We start from the raw sequence: 18,328 nt of genomic DNA, 5'->3' as shown, positions 1-18,328 counted from the left end.
ATTGGTTCTTCGGCTGACTATCCGATCGGAGCAGAAAAACGATGCGCCTGGGCCTTGCCGCCAACCGTCTCCACCACAGTCACCGCGAGGCCGCGCTGTTCCGCTGGCTGCGCGCCTGCGAGCGGGGCATTCGCGAGCTGGGGGTGGACCTGCATGCGGTCGGCCGCACCTACGACGCGCTGGCCGGCGAGCGCATCCTGTTCGGCTACGAAGGCCTGAAGCGCTACCCGTACGGGCGCGCCGGCGGCCTGATGAAGCTGGTCGCCGAGGTGGTCGGGATGGGGCCGGAGCGCACACTGGACGGGGCGATCTACCTGATCGACCCGGTCGATCCCTCCTCGATCTTTCCCGAGGCGGTGGCGCTCAAGCGCCAGTGCGTGATCCACGGCAAGCCGTTCATCTCCACCGTGGCCTCGGCGCGCGACTGGATCGAGATGGAGCGCGTGCACGCCGGCCTGCCGCCCGATCCCGGTGCCGACGCGCTGCATGCCCTGGAGACGCAGACGCTGGCGTTGATCGCACACGACGCGATGAAGCCGCAGATGCTGGCCTACGCCGCCGAGCAGTTCGACGTGCTGTCACGTTTCGCCGGACGCGTGGCCACCGGAACCACCGGCCAGCGCCTGAACGAACTGGCGTGGAGCCGCGGTTGGCCGGCCGACCGGGAATGGGTGCAGCGCTACCAGAGCGGCCCGATGGGCGGCGACGCGCAAATTGCCGACCTGGTGCTGGAGCATCGCTGCCAGCGCGCGATCTTCTTCGAGGACCCGCACGTGCCGCGGCAGCACGAGGCGGACATCCAGCTGCTTGAGCGCGCCGTCACCACGGTCACCGACGAGGCGGTCTGCATGACCACGCCGCGGGTTGCCGCGCGCTGGGTCGAGGCGGTGCGGCGACGCGCGGCATGTGCCTGATCGGTTTCGCCTGGAACGCCCATCCCCGCTGGCGGCTGGTGCTCGCCGGCAATCGCGACGAGTTCCACGGCCGGCCCAGTGAGCCGCTGGCACGCTGGCCGGATACGGCGATGGCCGCCGGCCGCGACCTCGAAGCCGGCGGCACCTGGCTTGGGGTGACCGACGCGGGTCGCTGCGCGGTGGTGACCAACGTGCGCGACCCGCGCGATCCGCAGTTGGGACGTTCGCGCGGGCTGCTGGCGGTGGATTACCTCACCGGCACCGACGACGCGGCGGCGCATGCCGCGCACCTGCGCGCCGATGCGGCGCACTACCGGCCGTTCAACCTGCTCACCTTCGATGCGCACGCGGCGTTCTACCTCGGCAACCGCCCGGAGCCGCGGGTGCAGCCGGTGACGCCGGGCGTGTGCCGCACGACGGACCACGTGTCCTCGTTGAGCTCCATGCGCACGAGCACGTAGCCGGGAATACGGACGCGCGTGACCATCTTGCGCTGCCCGTTCTTGATCTCGACGACGTCCTCCATCGGGACCTCGATCTGGTAGATGTCGTCCTCGACCTCGAGCGTCGACTTGCGCTGCTCGATGTTGGCCTTCACCTTGCGCTCGAAGCCGGCGTAGGAGTGGATGACGTACCACTTGCCGGGGAGCATGCGCAGGTCCAGGCGGAAGGCCTCGTACGGGTCCTCCTCCGCGGCCTCGTCGTCGGACTGGTCCTCGTCGCCGTTCACGTCGGGACCGTCGTAGGGGGCCACCTCATCGGCGGCCGCGGCCTCACGATCGGCGGCCTCTTCGGCCACGGAGTCGTTGAGAACCTCTGCGGCGGCCTCGGACTCGGCCGCCTCGTCAAGGTTGAGAGCGTCGTTCACGATCGCGTCTGCCTCCGGGTCTTCTTCGATGTCGATGTCTTCTTCGTCCACGTCGTCGTCCTCGTCGCCCTCGATGTGCAGGGCGACCCGCTCGGCGGGCGTGACGGCGCGCTCCTCGAAGGCGAGGATGTCGCCCTCCTGGGCCTCGTCGTCCTCGCTGGACTGCTCGGCGGCGGTCGCCCAGTCCACGTCGTCCCCGAGATATCGTTCGCGTTCGGACACTGGTTCTACTCTCCTTCAGGTTCGGCCCGGGGTCAGATGCCGCCGGGCCGCGGGATCACGCGGTTTTCCCGGGAACCCCGAAGACTTGCGTCGTCAGCCACGAGAAGGCCATGTCCAGCCCGTACACGAGGGCCATCATCACGATGACGAAGCCCAGTACGACCAGGGTGTACTTGACGAGCTCCTTGCGCGTGGGGGTGACCACCTTGCGGAGCTCGGCGATCACCTGACGGAAGAACAGCGCGATGCGACCGAAGAAGCCGAGCTTCTTGTCGCGGCCCGCGCCGCCGTTCGCCGTGGGAACCACAGCGCCCGATGCGTCCTGAACCATCCTCGAGTACCTTTCGTGTGCCGGCTGCGCGCCGACGCGCAGGGCGGACAGGAATCGAACCTGCAACCTGCGGTTTTGGAGACCGCTGCTCTGCAATTGAGCTACCGCCCTAGAGATCCGGAGATCTCTGCCCGCATCCCCTCCGCGTTCCGGGAGACCCGGGGCACGGCGAAAGAATGCAGACAACAACTGCTCGTCCAGTGTACGGCATCCGCACCGGCCCTCCGAACCGGGGCCGCATCCCGGGCGCGGCACGCCCATCCCCGCAGCCTCCGCGCCCGACCGCACGGCGACCTCCGGCGCGGGGTTGTTAGGCTCGCCATACGGCCGCGCCTCCCTCATGGACGCTGCGTCCGCGGAGGGAGAATCGATGGCGGCGGAGGATCCGGCACGCGCGGAATCACAGCAGTTCCAGGTGGACCTGCGCGGCGTCGTCGACCTGCTCAGCCGGCATATCTACTCCGGACCCCGCGTGTACCTCCGCGAACTGCTGCAGAACGCCCGCGACGCGATCGCCGCACGGCGTGAGGTCGACGGGCACGGCGGCACCATCCGGATCAGGCCGCTCCCGGCGGAGGGCGGCGAGTTCGTCCTGACCGACGACGGCGTCGGCCTCACCGCGAGCGAGGTCGCCGAGCTGCTCGCGACCGTGGGCCGCAGCTCCAAGCGGGACATCTTCGACCTGCCCCGCAGCGACTACCTCGGCCAGTTCGGCATCGGCCTGCTCAGCTGCTTCATGGTGGCGGACGAGATCGTGATCCGCTCCCGCAGCGCCAGGGGCGGACGCGCCGTCGAGTGGGTCGGATCCGCGGACGGCACGTTCCGGGTGCGCGAACTCGACGACGAGCTGCCCGTCGGCACGAGCGTGCATCTCGTGCCGCGATTCGACGCCGGAGACCTGCTCCGCGCGGACGCCGTGCGCGAACTCGCCACGACCTTCGCCGAGTTCCTGCCCACGACCGTGCTGCTGGAGCTGCCCGGCGGCGACGTGCGGATCACGCATGACGCGCCGTTCCTCGACGCACGGCAGGATCCGGCCGCGACGGTCGCCTACGGCCGCGAGCTGATCGGATCCGCTCCGCTCGACGTCATCGAGCTCGCCGAGCCCGCGACCGGCACGCGCGGCGTCGCGTACGTGCTGCCCTTCGCTCCCCCGCCGGGAGCCCGCCAGGCGACGCGGATGTACCTCGGCCGCATGCTGCTCTCCGAGCGCGCCGACGACGTGCTGCCGGAGTGGGCGTTCTTCGTGCGCGCGGTGATCGACTCGACCGGCCTCAACCCCACCGCGAGCAGGGAGTCGCTCGTCGACGACGAGGCGCTCGCACTCGTGCGGCAGCAGCTGGGCGGGGCGCTCCGGCGCTGGGTGCTCGAGCTGGGCCTGAGCGCGCCGCACCGGCTCGCCCAGTTCGTCGCGGTGCACGAGGTGGGGCTCAAGTCCCTCATCCGGCACGACGACGAGCTCGCCCGGTTCATCACGCGCTGGCTGACCGTCGAGACCACGCACGGGACGATGAGCGTCGGGGATCTCGTCGAGCGCTACGAGCGGATCCGCTACGCCGAGACCGTCGACGAGTTCCGCCAGGTCGCCGGCATCAGCCGCGCCGAACAGATCCTGGTGAACGGCGGCTACCTGTACGACGCGGATCTGATCCGCCGCCTCCCTGAGCTGTATCCGGCCGTGACGGTCGAGCGCGTCGACGTCGTGGGCGAACTGGACCGGCTGGACCCTCCGCCGCTGGACGACAGGGCCGCGGCGGTCGCGCTCGAGGACCGCGCCGCCGCCGTGCTGGCCGAGGTCGGCTGCGCCGTCGTGGTGCGCACGATCGACCAGCCCGAGCTGCCGTCGCTGTACGTCGCGGATCCGACGGTGCTGCGCCGCATCGACCGCACGAGGACCAAGGGCATCACGGGGTCGCTCTGGGGCGGCGTGCTGGACCGCATCGACGGCGCGGTGGGTGAGGACAGGGACGACGACCTCGCGGCCCGGCTGTGCCTGAACTGGGGCAACCGCGTGGTGCGCTCGCTGAGCGCGGTCGCCGACGACGCGGTGTTCGCCCGCACCGTGCAGCTGCTGTACATCCAGGCGCTGCTCGCCGGGCACCGACCGCTCGGCGACGCAGACAGGGTGCTCATGACCGGCGCGCTGTCCGATCTCGTCGCGCTGTCGGCCGGCGTGACCGGCCTCGAGCTGCCCCCGCTCGCCGAAGACCCCGATCCCCTCGCCCCGTCCTGACGGCGGGCATCCCTCCCCGCCTACGGCGGGACCGCACTTCCCACGCCCACGGCGGGTCCGCACATCCGGAGGAACCCATGGCAGAACAGAAGACGCAGCTCGACCGGCTCCTCGCGGAGATCGACCGCACGCCCTGGGGCCCTCAGGAGCAGGCTCTCGTCGCCGAGGCCGTCGCGCTCGCGCAGGAGATCGGCGACGAGCAGCTCGAATACCACGCCAGGATGCGGCAGACCGCCTCGGCGAACATGGGAGGGCTCACCGACCTGATGCTGAGCTCGTTCGCCTGGTGCCTCGCGCACCACGACGCGGATCCGGCCCGGTTCCCCGCCGACATCGACAACGGCGCGGCCGACCTGATGTGGCAGTTCAAGTGGATGGCGTCTTCGCTGCGCAGCTCGCCCGCGTTCTCGCCGGAGCAGATCGCGGCGGTCCTGGACGACATGGAGGCGCACTACCGCACCGCGGGGCTCGGCATGAGCGGCGTGCTGATGGCGCGCTTCGAGGATGCGCACGCGGCGGGGCGGATGGACGACGCCGAGCGGCTGCGTGTGCAGCTGGAGGCCACGCCGCGCGACTCGCACAGCCACTGCGACGCGTGCGGACGGAGCCAGGTCGCCGGGTTCTTCGCCGACACGGGCCGCGACGAGGACGCGATCCGCCTCGTCGAGGAGATGCTCGAGGGCGGCTTCTCCTGCGGCGAGGAGCCGGAGCACGCCCTCTCGGTCTCGCTGCTCCCGTACCTCCGCCTCGGCCGTGGCGAGCAGGCCCGTGCGGCGCACCTGCGCAGCTACCGGCTCGCGAAGGACAACCCCGATCTGCTCACCGCGATCGCGAACAGCATCCGGTTCTGCGCGCTGACCGGCAACGAGCCCCGCGCGCTCACCCTCATCGAGCGGCACCTCCCCTGGCTCGCCCACGACGCCCTGAACGCGCAGGGCCACTTCCGCATGCTCACCGCGATCGGGACCGCCCTCGACGCCGTCACGGCGGCGGGCCACGGCACGACGCCGGTGCGCGGGGCCGACTCCCCCGACCTGGAGCGCTTCTTCGGCGCGCACGACGGCACGGACGGCGCCGTGTGGTCCGCCGCCGAGCTCGCGGCTGCCGCCTGGGCCGCGGCGGAGCGGATCGGCGTGCGGTTCGACGAGCGCGACGGCACCGACAACCACGCGCGGAGGCTGGCGTTCGCGCGGAAGACCGCCGGCGAGCGCTACGACGTGCCGATCCGCAGCGACGTGTTCGCAGCGCCCGCGGTGGAGGCGACGCCGACCGACGACGAGGGCTGGTACCGCCGCGTGCTCGACCTCGCCGGCTACGGCGCGGCCGCCGACACGCTGGACGCCCTGGCGCACGTGATCGACCGGGTCGATGCCGAACGCCGCGCGGTGCTCACGGGGCAGCGGCTCGCCGCCCTGGTGAACCTGGAGCGCATCGACGAGGCGACCGAGCTCCTGCCCGACCGGATCCGGTCTCTGCGCGCCGCCGGCCTCGACGCGCAGGCCGACGTCGAGGAGCGGTTCGGGCTGGCCCTGTTCGGCGCCGCGACCGAGTCCGACAGCGCCGCCCTCGCCGAACTGTTCGCGGCATCCGCGGATCCGTCCGGGCCCGCCGCCCTGCCTCCCGCGGCGCGGGGCGACATCGCACTCACCCTGGCGTTCGAGCTCGGCGACGAGGATCCCGCCGCGGCGCTCGAGCTCTCCGAGCAGGCGGCGGCCCTCTTCGCGGAGGCGGGGGACGCGCGCCTCGGGCACGGCGCCGAGATCGCCGCGGCGATGGCGCTGCTGCGCGCCGAGCGGGTCGACGAGGCGCTCGCACGGATCGACGCGCTGCTGGCCGACCCCGCGATCACGCGCGGCGTGCGAGCGCGGATGCTCGAGATGCGCGCCCGCGTCCTCGGCGGGCGCGGCGCGTTCGCCGAGGGCGCGGCCGATGCCGACGAGGCCGGGCGCATCCTGGCGGAGCTCGGCAGCATGTCGCGCCTCGCCGGGGCGCAGATGCTCGCCGGCGCCCTCTGGGAGGACGCCGAGGAGCCCGAGCAGGCGCTCGCGCGCTACCGCGTCGGCGCCCGCCTGCTGGAGCAGCACGGCGGCGACGTCGCCGGAGCGAAGTACCGGGTGGCGCGCAGCATGCTGAACTCCGGAGCCGTGGAGGAGGCCGCGGAGCTCTTCGGCGAGGTGCTGCAGCTCGAGGAGGCAGACGAGGTCCCCGCGGGCAGCAGGGCGATGACCGCGATCATGCTCGCGCGCTCTCTGCGCGCCGCTGGCGAGGGCGGGCAGGCGTACGGCGCGTTCGGCTATGCGGCCGAGCTGTTCGGCGAGGCCGGGAACCCCGCCGACCAGGCGCTCGCCCTGATGAACCGCGCGCAGATCCTCGCCCAGTACGACGAGCGGGAGCAGGCCGTCGAGACCCTCGAGGAGGCCGCGGCGATCGTCCGCACGGCCGAGGACGCCCCGGCGGCCGTCGTCGAGGTGCTGCACAACCTCGGGCAGTCGTACGGCGCGCAGCAGGATCCTCGCGCCTTCGCGCTGTTCGACGAGGTCGAGGCCGTCGCGCGGGCGAACGACGCGGACTGGGTCGTCGCCGACGTCACCGACTCCCGCGCACGGGCGCTGCTGTCGGCCGAGCGCGTGGACGAGGGCGTGGCCGCGGCGCTCACGGCCTCGGACGCGTTCGCCGCCGTCGGCGACGCGCAGTCCGCGGGTGGATCCGCGCTGCTCGCCGCCCGCGCGCTCAACGGCGGAGGGCGCTCGGCCGATGCCGTCGCCGCCTACCGCGCGGTGCTCGACCAGGCGGCGGACATCCCGCCGCTGCGCCAGATCGCCGCTCTCGAGCTGGGCGACGTGCTGCAGGGTCTCGGCCGCGACGCCGAGGCCGCCGAGGCGCGCCGGCTCGCCGAGGACTGAGTCGGAGCGGATCCGGTCCCGGGCGAGACCGCGGGACCGGATCCGCCCTCTCAGAACAGCTGGCGCCAGTTGGCCTTCGCCAGGTCGAGCAGCTCGTCGCCGCGCCCGGACAGCACGGTGCGGATCGCGTACAGCGCGAAGCCCTTGACCTGCTCGGCGTTCACGGCGGGCGGCATGGACAGCTCCTGCCGTTCGGTCACGACGTCCAGGACCGCGGGCCCGTCGTGCGCGAGCACTTCGGCGAGCGCGCCCGGCAGGTCCTCGCTGCGCTCCACGCGACGTCCGAAGATACCCATGGCCTCCGCGACGGCAGCGAAGTCGGGATTGCGCAGATCGGTGCCGTAGTTCACGAAGCCCGCGGCCTTCATCTCCAGCTCCACGAAGTTGAGCGAGGAGTTGTTCACCACGATCGTCTTGACCGGCAGCCGGTTCTGGGTGAGCGAGATGAGTTCGCCGAGCATCATCGTGAGCCCGCCGTCGCCCGCGAGGGCCACCACCTGACGATCTGGCTCGGTGGCCTGCGCGCCGATGCCGTGCAGCAGGGCGTTCGCCATGGATCCGTGGTTGAACGATCCGATGAGCCGTCGCCGGCCGTTCATGTGCAGGTAGCGGGCGGCCCAGACCGTGGGAGAGCCCACGTCGGCGGTGAAGACCGCGTCGTCCGCTGCGGCCTCGTCGAGCAGACGTGCCAGGTACTGCGGGTGGATCGGCGCCTTGCCGCGCGAGGGCACCGCGAGCTCGTCGAGCTTGGCGCGGGTCTTGCGGTAGTGCGCCGTGGCGTCGTCGAGGTGCGCGCGCCGGCGGTCGGCCTTGAGCCGCGGCAGCAGCGCCGCCGCGGTCGCGCCGACATCGCCGACGAGGCCCAGATCCAGAGGGTGGCGACGCCCGAGGTTCTCCCCGCGGATGTCGACCTGGATCGTGGTCGCGTTCGCCGGGTAGAACTGCGGATAGGGGAAGTCGGATCCGAGGATCAGCAGGGCGTCGGCGCCGTCCATCGCCCGGTAGCCGGAGGCGAAGCCGAGAAGGCCCGTCATGCCCACGTCGAAGGGGTTGTCGTACTCCACGAACTCCTTGCCGCGCAGGGCGTGCACGACGGGCGCGGCGAGACGGTCCGCGAGGGCCACGATCTCGTCGTGCGCCCCCTCCGCTCCGGCGCCGGCGAGGATCGTCACCTTGGACGCGGCGTTCAGCAGGGTCGCCGCGCGCTCCAGCTCTGCGCCGCTCGGCACCACCACGGGCCTGCTGCGCTCGATCACGGTCACGCGATCGTCCTCGGCCTGCGCGAGCGCGATGTCCCCCGGGATGACGAGCACGGCCACCCCGCGCTTCTCGATCGCCTGACGCATCGCGATCTGCAGCAGCCGGGGCATCTGCACCGGATCCGACACGTACTCGACGTAGACGCTGCACTCGCGGAACAGCTCCTGCGGATGGGTCTCCTGGAAGTACTGCGTGCCGATCTCGCTGGTGGGGATGTGCGCGGCGATCGCGAGCACGGGCACCCGCGAGCGGTTGGCGTCGTAGAGGCCGTTGATGAGGTGCAGGTTGCCGGGCCCGCAGGATCCGGCGACGACCGCGAGCTCCCCCGTCAGCGCGGCCTCCGCGGCCGCGGCGAAGGCGGCGGTCTCCTCATGGCGCACGTGCACCCAGCGGAGGGCGCCGTCCTTGCGCAGAGCGTCGGTGAAGCCGTTCAGGGAGTCCCCGGGGATCCCGTATACGCGCTTCACCCCGTTCGCGCGGAGGGTGCTGACGATGTTCTCGGCGACGGTGGTCATGGCGGCCTCTCGTGAAAGCGAACAGGACACTCCGAGGCTACGCCCGCAGGCCGAGGGTGGGGCCGCGCTACTCCGTGATGTGGCGCGCTACTCCGTGATGTAGACGGCGTGCCGGATCCACTCCGGGCGCGACAGGGCCTCCACCGCCGCCCGCCCCACCGTGTCGAAGCGAGTGCTGTAGTGCCAGCGCACGGTGCGGTCGATGCCCACCCGGTAATCCTCGGCGCCCGCGCCGGGGATGAGGCGGGAGGGGCGCAGGCTGGTCCAGTCCGCAGCGCTGGCGGCGAGGGCCGCATCCATCGCCCTGGTGTCCGTGTTGTTCGCCTTCAGCACGCGCTCGAGGATGGGCTTCGCGACGAAGCGGGACAGCGGATCGTCCTGCGCCACGTACGCCCCCGACGCGGAGACGGCGACCACACGGGACACCCCGGCCGCGGCCATCGCCGCGAGGAGCGCCGCCATGCCCTCCTGGAGCAGCACGACATCGCCGTCCGCGCGGACGTGCCCGATCGCGGAGATCACCGCATCGGCGCCGCGCAGAGCGGCGGTGAGGGCGGCGACGTCCCGGGCGTCCGCAGTGGCGACGATCGTCCCCTCCGGCGCGGACTCGGGCCTGCGCACGACCGAGACGACCTCGTGACCGGCGGCGAGGGCATGCGCGACCGCGGCCCTGCCCGATCGACCCGATGCTCCCACGATGACGACGCGCATCCGCTTCTCCTTCTCTTGCCCAGGGGTGAGTGATTACTCACTCACTATACTCGGATCATGGCCGCATCGCTCCCCTCCCCCTCATCCCGCGAGCGGATCCTCGATGCCGCACTCCTCGTGATGCGCGAACGGGGGCTCGCGAACACCACGACGAAGCTCATCGCCGCACAGGCGGGCCTGTCCGAGGCGATGCTGTACAAGCACTTCGCCGACAAGCAGCAGCTGTTCCTCAGCGTGCTGCGGGAGCGCGCCCCGCGGGCCCGCTTCGAGGGCGACGCCGGGGGCGAGAGCCTCGCCGCCGGGCTCGCCGCGCTGGTCTCCGATCTCATGGCGTTCTTCACCCGCACCTTCCCGATCGCGGCGTCGATCTTCGGCTCTCCGGCGCTGCTGGCCGAGCACCGTGCCGGCGTCGCCGCGCACGGCGGCGGCCCCGCGACCGTGATCGACGGCGTCCGCGCCCGTCTGGTCGCGGAACAGGACGCCGGCCGGATCCGGGCGGACGCCGACACCGCCTCCGCCGCGCGCGTGCTCGTCGGAGCGGCGTTCCATCAGGGTTTCCTCGCCGCGTTCGAGGGCCTCGACGCCGTGCCCGACGCCGAGAGCATCGCCGCCGGCATCGTTGACACGGTGCTCCCGGCGCTCGCGACCGAGCCCGGCTGAGCGCGGATCCCGTAGCCAGGGCTGATCTTGACGCTCCCGTCGCAACGGATGCCGCTTTCACGCGCCCATAGCGGCACCTTCTGCGACGGGAGCGGGTGGAGGGACGCTCCCGTCGCACAAACCGCCACTTTCACGCGCCCAAAACGGCACCTTCCGCGACGGGAGCAGGTGGAGGGCGGCTCCCGTCGCAACGGATGCCGCTTTCGCGCGCCCAAAGCGGCACCTTCCGCGACGGGAGCGGGTGGAAGGACGCTCCCGTCGCACAAACCGCCGCTTTCACGCGCCCAAAACGGCACCTTCTGCGACGGGAGCGGGTGGAGGGCGGCTCCCGTCGCAGATCGGGAACGACGAAGGGGCGGGCGCCGCTGGATCTGCGACGCCCGCCCCTTTCCCGTGGCCGGATCAGGCCACGCGGATGAGCTTCTTGTTCACGAACTCGTCCGCCGCCAGCAGCCCCAGCTCGCGCGAGGTGCCGCTGCGCTTCACGCCGCCGAAGGGCAGCTCCGGGCTGTCGGCGAGCACGACGTTGACGTAGACCATGCCCGCTTCGATGCTGTTCGCCACGCGCTCGGCCTGCGCCTCGTCGGTGGTGAACACGTAGGAGCCGAGCCCGAACGAGGTGTCGTTCGCGAGCGCGACCGCCGCGTCCTCGTCCGCCACGCGGTAGACCACGGCCGCCGGGCCGAACAGCTCCTCGCGGTACACGTCCATCGCGGGCGTCACGTCGGCGAGCAGCGTCGGCGCGTAGAACGCGCCGTCGCGGGTGCCTCCGGTGAGCAGGGTCGCGCCCTGCGCCACCGCCTCGTCGACCTGCTTCTGCAGGTTGATCGCGGCGGCCTCCGAGACCAGCGGGCCGAGCACCGTGTCCTCCTGCGTCGGGTCGGCCGGCGTCACCGCGGACATCGCCGCGACGGCCTTCTCCACGAACGCGTCGTAGAGCCCGTCGACGACGATGAAGCGCTTGGCGCCGTTGCAGGCCTGGCCGTTGTTGTCCAGGCGCGCGTCGACCGCGGCCTGCACCGTGGCGTCCAGGTCGTCGGTGGACAGCAGGATGAACGGGTCGGATCCGCCGAGCTCGAGCGCGACCTTCTTCAGGTTGCGTCCGGCCACCTCGGCGACGGCCGCACCGGCGCGCTCGGATCCGGTCACCGAGACGCCCTGCACGCGCGGGTCCGCGACGATCGTCGCGGACTGCTCGTTCGTGGCGTACACGTTCACGTAGGCGCCGTCGGGAAGGCCGGCGTCGCGGTAGATCTCCTCGAGCAGCGCCGCCGACTCGGGGCACTGCGGTGCGTGCTTGAGGATGATCGTGTTGCCGATCGCCAGGTTCGGGCCGGCGAACCGGGCGACCTGGTAGGCCGGGAAGTTCCACGGCATGATGCCGAACAGCGCACCGAGGGGCGCCTTGCGGATGACCGCGGTGCCCTCGCCGAGGATGTCCAGCGGCTGGTCGGCGGTGATCTTCTCCGCGTTGTCGGCGTAGAACTCGATGATGTCGGCGGCGAAGTCGACCTCGCCGACGGCGGCGGCGAGGGGCTTGCCCATCTCGCGGACGATGATCGCGGCGAACTCGTCACGACGGGCGCGGTGCCCCTCGGCGATCTTGCGCACGACCGCGGCGCGCTCGGCGACGGGCGTGGCGGCCCACACCGCGGCCGCGGCGTGGGCGCGCGCGACAGCGTCCTCGATCTGCGCGTCGGTGAAGGTCTCGTAGGTGGCCAGGGTCTCGCCCGTGGCCGGGTTGACGACGGCGTAGTCGGTCATTCCGGTTCCTTTCGGTTGGTCAGATCGTGGTGGCAGAAGGGGACGGAACGCGGCGTCCGCGGGATCGCCGCGTTCCGTCCTGGTGTCTCAGTCGACCGGGATCAGCGTGTACTTGGTGGACAGGTACTCGTGGATGCCCTCGAAGCCGCCCTCGCGGCCGACGCCGGACTGCTTGACGCCGCCGAAGGGAGCGGCCGCGTTGGAGACGACGCCCACGTTCAGACCCATCATGCCGGTCTCGAGCGCGTCGATCATCCGGTGGCCGCGAGCGAGGTCCTGCGTGAACACGTAGGACACCAGGCCGTACTCGGTGTCATTCGCGAGACGCACGGCCTCGGCCTCGTCGGCGAAGGTCGCGATCGCGAGCACCGGGCCGAAGATCTCCTCGCGGAGGATCTCGCTGCCGGCCTGCACGTTCGCGAGCACGGTCGGCTCGTAGAAGGATCCGACGCCCTCGATCGCCTTGCCGCCGGACAGCAGGGTCGCACCGCGCTCGACGGCGTCGCCGACGAGCTCCTGCGCCTTGGCGACCGCGTCGTGGTCGATCAGCGGGCCGATCGAGACGCCCTCCTCGGTGCCGCGACCGATCTTCATCGCGTCGACGCGCTCGGTGATGCGCCGGGCGAACTCGTCCGCGACGTCCTGGTGCACGATGAACCGGTTGGCCGCCGTGCACGCCTGGCCGATGTTGCGGAACTTCGCCGCGAGGGCCCCTTCGACGGCCTTGTCCAGATCCGCGTCCTCGAAGACGACGAACGGGGCGTTGCCGCCGAGCTCCATCGACACGCGCAGCACGCCCTCCGCCGCCTGGGCGATGAGCTTGCGGCCGACCTCGGTGGATCCGGTGAAGGAGAGCTTGCGCAGGCGCGGGTCGGCGATGATCGGGGCCGACAGCGCGGAGGAGCGCGAGGTCTGCACGACGTTCACGACGCCGGCGGGCAGGCCGGCCTCCTCGAGCAGCTTCACGAAGTACATCGTGGTGAGCGGGGTCAGTGCCGGGGGCTTGATGACGACGGTGCAGCCGGCCGCGAGCGCGGGGGCGATCTTGCGGGTCGCCATCGCGAACGGGAAGTTCCAGGGGGTGACGAAGAACGACGGGCCCACGGGACGCTGCGAGACGACCATGCGGCCGGTGCCCTCGGGGTTCAGACCGTAGCGGCCGGCGATGCGCACCGCCTCCTCGCTGAACCAGCGCAGGAACTCGCCGCCGTAGCCGACCTCGCCACGGGCTTCCGCGAGCGGCTTGCCCATCTCGACGGTCATCAGCAGCGCGAGGTCCTCCTTGTGCGCCTGCACGAGGTCGAACGCGCGGCGGAGGATGTCGCTGCGCGTGCGCGGCGGGGTCGCGGCCCAGGAGTCCTGTGCGGCGACGGCCGCGTCGAGCGCCCGCATGCCGTCCGCCGGCGACGCGTCGGCGATCGTGCGCACGACCTCGTTGGTGGCGGGGTCGCGCACGTCGAAGGTCTTATCGCCCTCGGCGGCGACCCACTCGCCCGCGATGTAGAGCCCGGTGGGGACGCTGTCCAGCAGCGTCTTCTCCTGATCGGTCATGAGTGCTCCTTCTTTCTCGATATCTGTTGCGTATGCGCGCCGCGCCTCAGCGGCGGCGCAGGCTCTCCGGTGCGGCCATGGTGAGCGTCTCCCCGCGGAAGAAGCCCGGGGATCGGAAGTACTGGACGATCATCACCACGACGCCCAGCAGGATGACAGAGACGCCCAGGATGAACACCAGCCCGACGCCTCCGATCTGCGATCCGCTGCCGGTCGCCCCCGGCGTCCAGCTCTCCACGAGGGACAGCACGAAGATGCCGAAGAGGATGATCCCCCCGATGAGGGGGAACAGGAACGTGAAGAACACGTTCCGCGCCGAGTCGAACCACTGCTTGCGGAAGTACCACACGCAGGCGAACGCCGTGATCCCGTAGTAGAAGCAGATCATGATCCCGAGGGCGGCGATTGTGTCCCAGAGCACGGTGTCGCTCACCAGGCGCATGATCGCGTAGAACGCGCTCGCCACGACCGCCGCGACGACGGTCGCGTAGCCGGGGGTGAAGAACCGCGGGCTCACGGAGGCGAATTTCGGCGGCAGCGCACCGTAGTGCCCCATCGCCAGCAGCGTGCGCGCCGGGCTCACGAACGTGGACTGCAGCGACGACGCGGAGGAGGTCAGCACGGCGAGCGACACGAGGAACGCGAGCGGCCCCATGATCGGACCCGACAGCGCGAAGAACACGTTCTCCTGGATGCCTTCGTTCCCGAGGCCCAGGGCACCCGTTCCGACACCCGCGAACATGATCATGCCGATCGTCAGCAGGAGGTAGACCGAGATGATGGTGATCACCGTCGTGGTCGCAGCACGACCGGGCGTGCGCTCTGGATCCTTCGTCTCCTCGTTCATGGTGAGCGTGACGTCCCAGCCCCAGAACATGAAGATCGACAGCGAGAGGCCGGTGACGAGGGCGCCGACCGAGGAGATCGCGAACGGATCGAACCACTGGATGTCGAAGCGCGTGGGGTCGAAGGCGTCGCCGCTCGCCCCGCGCACGATCGCGACCACTGCGAACACCAGCAGCACGACGAGCTGGAAGCCGACCAGCACGTACTGCAGCTTCTGCGAGGTCTGCATGTCGCGGTACGAGATCCAGGTCGCGCCGAGCATGAACAGCAGGCACACGCCCACGTTGATGAACGGGTTGGAGGCGAGATCCGCGATCCCGGGGTTCTGCGCGATCTGCGAGATCAGCAGGAAGAGGAAGTCGACCGCGATCCCGGCGAGGTTCGACAGCACCAGGATGGTCGCCGCGATGAGGCCCCAGCCGGCCATCCAGCCGATCCACGGACCGAAGGCGCGCGTCGCCCAGGTGAAGGAGGTGCCGGAGTCCGGCATCTCGCGGTTCAGCTCGCGGTAGCCGAAGGCCACGAGCAGCATCGGGATGAAGCCGACCAGCAGCACGGCGGGCACCTGGGTGCCGACGGCGGAGGCGGTCGGGCCCACCCCTGCGGTGAAGGTGTAGGCGGGGGCGATGCAGGAGATGCCCATCACGATCGCGCCGAGGAGGCCGACCGTGCCGACGCTCAGGCCCTTGCGGGAGATCCCGCCGGTCACCGAATCGGAGGGCGCGTCGACCGGCACGGCGGTCCGCTCGTCGGTGGCGGTCATGCGTCGGCTCCCCTCTCGGTGTCGGTGGTGATGGTGGTCGCGGCTCGCTCGCCCTTCTCCGGGGCGTCGGCGAGCGGGTCGTGACTCGTGCGCGGCACGACGATCATGGGGACAGGCAGCACGTGCAGCATCTTGGCCGCCGTCGAGCCGAGGAAGAGCCGGCGCGGCTGCGCGAGCCGGCTGGATCCCACGATGAGCATCTCGCCGGGCTTCCACGCCAGGCGCGCCACGGCCTCCTCGACGGTCGCTCCCGGTGCGTGCTCGAGCTCGGCGTCCACGCCCTCGGGGAGCGCGTCCGACGCACGGGCGAGCACGTCCTCGCCGAGCGCGTCGTCGACCAGGCGCATCGCGCCCGTGCCGAGGCCCGCCGGCACGTCGAACGGCACGAGCGAGATGAGCCGCAGTCCGCTGTCGGTCATCGCGGCGAGCCGCACGGCCGCGTCCAGCAGCACGTCGGCGCCGGGCCTGGTTCCGATCGCCGCCGTCACCCTGGACACGTCGGTGTCGGCGTCGATGCCGCGGGCGAGCCCCGCGGGGGCGAGCGCCACGGGCACCGGCGAGGAGTGCAGCAGCTCGCTCGCGACACTCCCGATCCGGTGGTAGCCGAACAGTCCGCCGTTGGCGGCGCCGACCACGATCAGCCCCGCCCCGAACTCCTCCGCGGCCTCGACGAGGCCCTCGGCGAACGACTCCCCCAGGCGCACGTGGCCGGAGTGCGAGACGCCGGCCGGGATGCGCCCGGCGGCGTCGCGCAGCCACGTCCGCGCCTGCTTCTGGATGTGCGTCTCATACGAGCGCTCCGGCGGCACCGCGGCGGACAGCGCCCCCTCACGGGGCAGCACCGTCACGACGTGCAGATGCGCTCCGGCGCTGCGCGCGAGCCGCACGCCCAGCGCGAGGGCGTCGGATCCGGAGTTCGTCGGGCGGAAGCCGACGACGATGGCTCGGGTCATGCGCCATCCAGGGCGGGCTCGCGCAACTCGTCGGCGACGGCGGAGCGGTCCGCTTCGAGGATCTGGGACGCGGCGAGGCGGCCCATGCGGATCGCGCCGTCGACGTGCTGGTAGCCCGCACCGGCCAGGTCGGAGCACGCGAAGTGGATCGGGCCCACCGCGGAGCGGAGGTCCTTCCCGTAGCGGTGCAGGCCACCCATGTCGAAGCTCGCGGCGTAGGCGCCACGGGTCCACTCCTCGGTGCCCCAGTCGCTCTCGTAGTACACGACCGGGTTCTTCGCCTCGGGGCCGTAGTAGTGCGAGAGGGACTCGAGGATGCGCTGCTTGCGCTCCTCGGCGCTCAGCTCGAACACGTCGTCGGCGTTCTGGTCGCTCACGAAGCCGACCAGGGTGCCGCGCTCGTCGGCGTGGTTGGTGTTGTCGTACGCCTCGTGCACGAGCTCGTAGGGGCTGAACGCGGTGCCGGAGAGGCCCTGCTCGCGCCAGAACGGGCGGTCGTAGACAGCGTGCACCTTGATCACGAAGCCCATCGACAGGTGCTGGTGCATCTGGTGCTGACGGCGCGGCAGCGACGGCACGAAGGAGATCCGGTCGTAGAGCACGGGAGCGTGCGCGAGGATCGCGTAGCGGGCGCGGACCGTGAGGGAATCGGTGGTCGCGGTGACGCCGTTCTCGCCCCACTCGAGGGTGCGCACGGGCTGGTTCAGCAGCACGTCGTCGCCGAGGCGCTCGGCGAGCAGCTGCGGGACCTGCTGCAGACCGCCCACGACGCGCTTGTCGAGGATGAAGTCGGCGTCGACGAGGTTCGAGTACGAGCCCGCGGATGCCGCCATCAGCAGCGACTGGAGCAGCGAGAACGCGTGCGTCGGCTTGGTGAGCATCGCGGATCCGGTCGCGAACGCCAGGTTGCGCACGGCCTCGTCGTCGTCGCTCTGCTCGCGCAGCCACGCGTCCCAGGTGATCGAGTCCCACTCGGCGGCCTTCGGGTGCGCGTAGGGGCGGTCGGGGTCGATCTCGGCGACCATGGCGTCGAGGCGCTCTGTGATCTCGGCGATGACCTTCTCGGTCTCCGGGGAGACCGGGAACATCTCACCCGTGAAGCGGTGCAGCGCGCCGTCGGGGCCGACGTAGACGCTGTCGCCCTCGCGGTAGCGGCTGAACGTCTCCAGGCCCAGCTCGTCGATCGTCTCGATCAGCGCGTCCTGGTCGGGCGAGACCCACTGGCCGCCGATCTCGAGCATGGCGCCCTCGATGACGTCGGTCCACAGACGTCCGCCGACACGGTCGCGGGCTTCCAGCACCACGACCGACAAACCCGCCTTGCGCAGTTCGTTCGCGGCGGTGGTGCCTGCGGCGCCCGCTCCCACGATGAGCACGTCACGGGTGATATCGGCCAATTTCGACTCCTTCATCGGATGCGCGTTCGTGCGCGGTGCAGGCGGTGCTGCGTCTTGGTTGTCTTGCGTGTACAGAAAAGTTGCCGGGCGCGATCCAGCATCCCCCGATCCCGATCGCGCCCGGACGTCTCAGTGGGCCGCGAGGGCTTCGGCGATGACGTCGAGACCTTCGTTGAGAAGGTCGTCGCCGATCGTCAGCGGCGGGAGGAAGCGGATCACGTTGCCGAACGTGCCGCAGGTGAGGACGATGACGCCCTGGGCGATCGCGGCCTTCGCGACGGCGCCGGTGAGCGCCGCGTCCGGGGCGCCGGTGGCGGGGTCCACGAACTCGGCGGCGATCATGGCGCCGTGTCCGCGGATGTCGCCGACGCGCGGGTCGGCGGCCTGGATCGCGGCGAGGCGGTCCTTGAGCAGCGCGCCGATCTCGACGGCGCGCT

Annotated in this window: 14 protein-coding genes, 1 tRNA gene and 1 pseudogene; 5 read left to right on the top strand and 11 right to left on the bottom strand. The window is 71.4% G+C overall.

Going from position 1 to position 18,328, the window contains the following annotated elements; all coding sequences use genetic code 11:
- Window positions 1–41: 41 nt before the first annotated feature.
- Both B7X32_RS08045 and B7X32_RS08040 read left to right on the top strand, forming a co-directional pair.
- Window positions 42–914, top strand: coding sequence for a hypothetical protein (locus B7X32_RS08045; protein ID WP_292718355.1), 873 nt, complete (start codon window positions 42–44; stop codon window positions 912–914).
- Complete coding sequence (locus tag B7X32_RS08040; RefSeq protein WP_292718353.1) at window positions 905–1,375, top strand: NRDE family protein; 471 nt, start codon at window positions 905–907, stop codon at window positions 1,373–1,375. The genes B7X32_RS08045 and B7X32_RS08040 overlap by 10 nt, the downstream gene beginning before the upstream one ends.
- On the opposite strand, the pseudogene B7X32_RS08035 reads toward B7X32_RS08040, so the two are convergent.
- From B7X32_RS08035 to B7X32_RS08025, 3 genes and pseudogenes are all read right to left on the bottom strand, one after another.
- Window positions 1,303–2,004 (bottom strand): annotated as a pseudogene (locus B7X32_RS08035) (transcription termination/antitermination NusG family protein); the annotation flags it as partial. The gene B7X32_RS08040 and the pseudogene B7X32_RS08035 sit on opposite strands and share 73 nt — an antisense overlap.
- A gap of 55 nt (window positions 2,005–2,059) precedes the next feature.
- Window positions 2,060–2,335 carry a preprotein translocase subunit SecE gene (gene secE / locus B7X32_RS08030; RefSeq protein ID WP_045272112.1) on the bottom strand — a complete coding sequence of 92 codons (276 nt, stop codon included), beginning with the start codon at window positions 2,333–2,335 and terminating at the stop codon, window positions 2,060–2,062.
- 39 nt (window positions 2,336–2,374) lie between these two features.
- Window positions 2,375–2,446, bottom strand: a tRNA-Trp gene (locus tag B7X32_RS08025).
- A gap of 259 nt (window positions 2,447–2,705) precedes the next feature.
- Here B7X32_RS08025 and B7X32_RS08020 point away from each other — a divergent pair.
- Window positions 2,706–4,568 (top strand): HSP90 family protein, encoded by a 1,863-nt coding sequence (locus tag B7X32_RS08020; protein ID WP_292718351.1) that lies wholly within the window; start codon window positions 2,706–2,708, stop codon window positions 4,566–4,568.
- Window positions 4,569–4,645: 77 nt separating this feature from the next.
- Entirely contained in the window at window positions 4,646–7,471 is a 2,826-nt protein-coding gene (locus tag B7X32_RS08015; protein ID WP_292718349.1) for a hypothetical protein, read from the top strand.
- Window positions 7,472–7,521: 50 nt separating this feature from the next.
- On the opposite strand, the gene poxB is transcribed toward B7X32_RS08015, so the two are convergent.
- Window positions 7,522–9,246 (bottom strand): ubiquinone-dependent pyruvate dehydrogenase, encoded by a 1,725-nt coding sequence (gene poxB, locus B7X32_RS08010; protein WP_292718347.1) that lies wholly within the window; start codon window positions 9,244–9,246, stop codon window positions 7,522–7,524.
- 87 nt (window positions 9,247–9,333) lie between these two features.
- Window positions 9,334–9,957 (bottom strand): NAD(P)H-binding protein, encoded by a 624-nt coding sequence (locus tag B7X32_RS08005; RefSeq protein WP_292718346.1) that lies wholly within the window; start codon window positions 9,955–9,957, stop codon window positions 9,334–9,336.
- A gap of 57 nt (window positions 9,958–10,014) precedes the next feature.
- On the opposite strand from B7X32_RS08005, the gene B7X32_RS08000 reads away from it, so the two are divergent.
- Window positions 10,015–10,617: a TetR/AcrR family transcriptional regulator gene (locus B7X32_RS08000; protein ID WP_292718345.1), complete on the top strand. Its 603-nt coding sequence runs from the start codon at window positions 10,015–10,017 to the stop codon at window positions 10,615–10,617.
- 402 nt (window positions 10,618–11,019) lie between these two features.
- On the opposite strand, the gene B7X32_RS07995 is transcribed toward B7X32_RS08000, so the two are convergent.
- The 6 genes from B7X32_RS07995 to B7X32_RS07970 form a co-directional block, all read right to left on the bottom strand.
- Window positions 11,020–12,381 carry an NAD-dependent succinate-semialdehyde dehydrogenase gene (locus B7X32_RS07995; RefSeq protein ID WP_292718344.1) on the bottom strand — a complete coding sequence of 454 codons (1,362 nt, stop codon included), beginning with the start codon at window positions 12,379–12,381 and terminating at the stop codon, window positions 11,020–11,022.
- An 87-nt stretch (window positions 12,382–12,468) separates the two neighbouring features.
- The gene (locus tag B7X32_RS07990; RefSeq protein WP_292718343.1) at window positions 12,469–13,932 is read right to left on the bottom strand and encodes an NAD-dependent succinate-semialdehyde dehydrogenase; all 1,464 of its coding nucleotides are present in this window, start codon (window positions 13,930–13,932) and stop codon (window positions 12,469–12,471) included.
- 46 nt (window positions 13,933–13,978) lie between these two features.
- A complete protein-coding gene (locus B7X32_RS07985; RefSeq protein ID WP_292718341.1) occupies window positions 13,979–15,541 on the bottom strand; it encodes an APC family permease in 1,563 nt (520 codons plus the stop codon).
- A complete protein-coding gene (locus B7X32_RS07980; RefSeq protein ID WP_292718340.1) occupies window positions 15,538–16,494 on the bottom strand; it encodes a universal stress protein in 957 nt (318 codons plus the stop codon). The genes B7X32_RS07985 and B7X32_RS07980 overlap by 4 nt, the downstream gene beginning before the upstream one ends.
- Entirely contained in the window at window positions 16,491–17,891 is a 1,401-nt protein-coding gene (locus B7X32_RS07975) for an NAD(P)/FAD-dependent oxidoreductase (protein WP_292718339.1), read from the bottom strand. The genes B7X32_RS07980 and B7X32_RS07975 overlap by 4 nt, the downstream gene beginning before the upstream one ends.
- A gap of 129 nt (window positions 17,892–18,020) precedes the next feature.
- Window positions 18,021–18,328, bottom strand: a 308-nt coding sequence (locus tag B7X32_RS07970; protein WP_292718337.1) for an aminotransferase class III-fold pyridoxal phosphate-dependent enzyme, incomplete at its 5' end; no start/stop codon positions are given.

The organism is Microbacterium sp. 13-71-7 (assembly GCF_002257455.1).
In the GTDB taxonomy this organism is placed as follows: domain Bacteria; phylum Actinomycetota; class Actinomycetes; order Actinomycetales; family Microbacteriaceae; genus Microbacterium.
Note: the sequence above shows the minus strand (reverse complement) of the source record. Positions and strands in the feature narration are given on the sequence as shown.

Excerpts from the sequence above, each read along its gene's own strand:
- secE (WP_045272112.1), bottom strand. The coding sequence starts at position 2,335 with ATGGTTCAGGACGCATCGGGCGCTGTGGTTCCCACGGCGAACGGCGGC.
- B7X32_RS07995 (WP_292718344.1), bottom strand. The coding sequence starts at position 12,381 with ATGACCGACTACGCCGTCGTCAACCCGGCCACGGGCGAGACCCTGGCC.
- B7X32_RS08005 (WP_292718346.1), bottom strand. The coding sequence starts at position 9,957 with ATGCGCGTCGTCATCGTGGGAGCATCGGGTCGATCGGGCAGGGCCGCG.
- B7X32_RS08045 (WP_292718355.1), top strand. The coding sequence starts at position 42 with ATGCGCCTGGGCCTTGCCGCCAACCGTCTCCACCACAGTCACCGCGAG.
- B7X32_RS08015 (WP_292718349.1), top strand. The coding sequence starts at position 4,646 with ATGGCAGAACAGAAGACGCAGCTCGACCGGCTCCTCGCGGAGATCGAC.
- B7X32_RS08020 (WP_292718351.1), top strand. The coding sequence starts at position 2,706 with ATGGCGGCGGAGGATCCGGCACGCGCGGAATCACAGCAGTTCCAGGTG.
- B7X32_RS07980 (WP_292718340.1), bottom strand. The coding sequence starts at position 16,494 with ATGACCCGAGCCATCGTCGTCGGCTTCCGCCCGACGAACTCCGGATCC.
- B7X32_RS08040 (WP_292718353.1), top strand. The coding sequence starts at position 905 with ATGTGCCTGATCGGTTTCGCCTGGAACGCCCATCCCCGCTGGCGGCTG.
- B7X32_RS07990 (WP_292718343.1), bottom strand. The coding sequence starts at position 13,932 with ATGACCGATCAGGAGAAGACGCTGCTGGACAGCGTCCCCACCGGGCTC.
- B7X32_RS08000 (WP_292718345.1), top strand. The coding sequence starts at position 10,015 with ATGGCCGCATCGCTCCCCTCCCCCTCATCCCGCGAGCGGATCCTCGAT.
- poxB (WP_292718347.1), bottom strand. The coding sequence starts at position 9,246 with ATGACCACCGTCGCCGAGAACATCGTCAGCACCCTCCGCGCGAACGGG.
- B7X32_RS07985 (WP_292718341.1), bottom strand. The coding sequence starts at position 15,541 with ATGACCGCCACCGACGAGCGGACCGCCGTGCCGGTCGACGCGCCCTCC.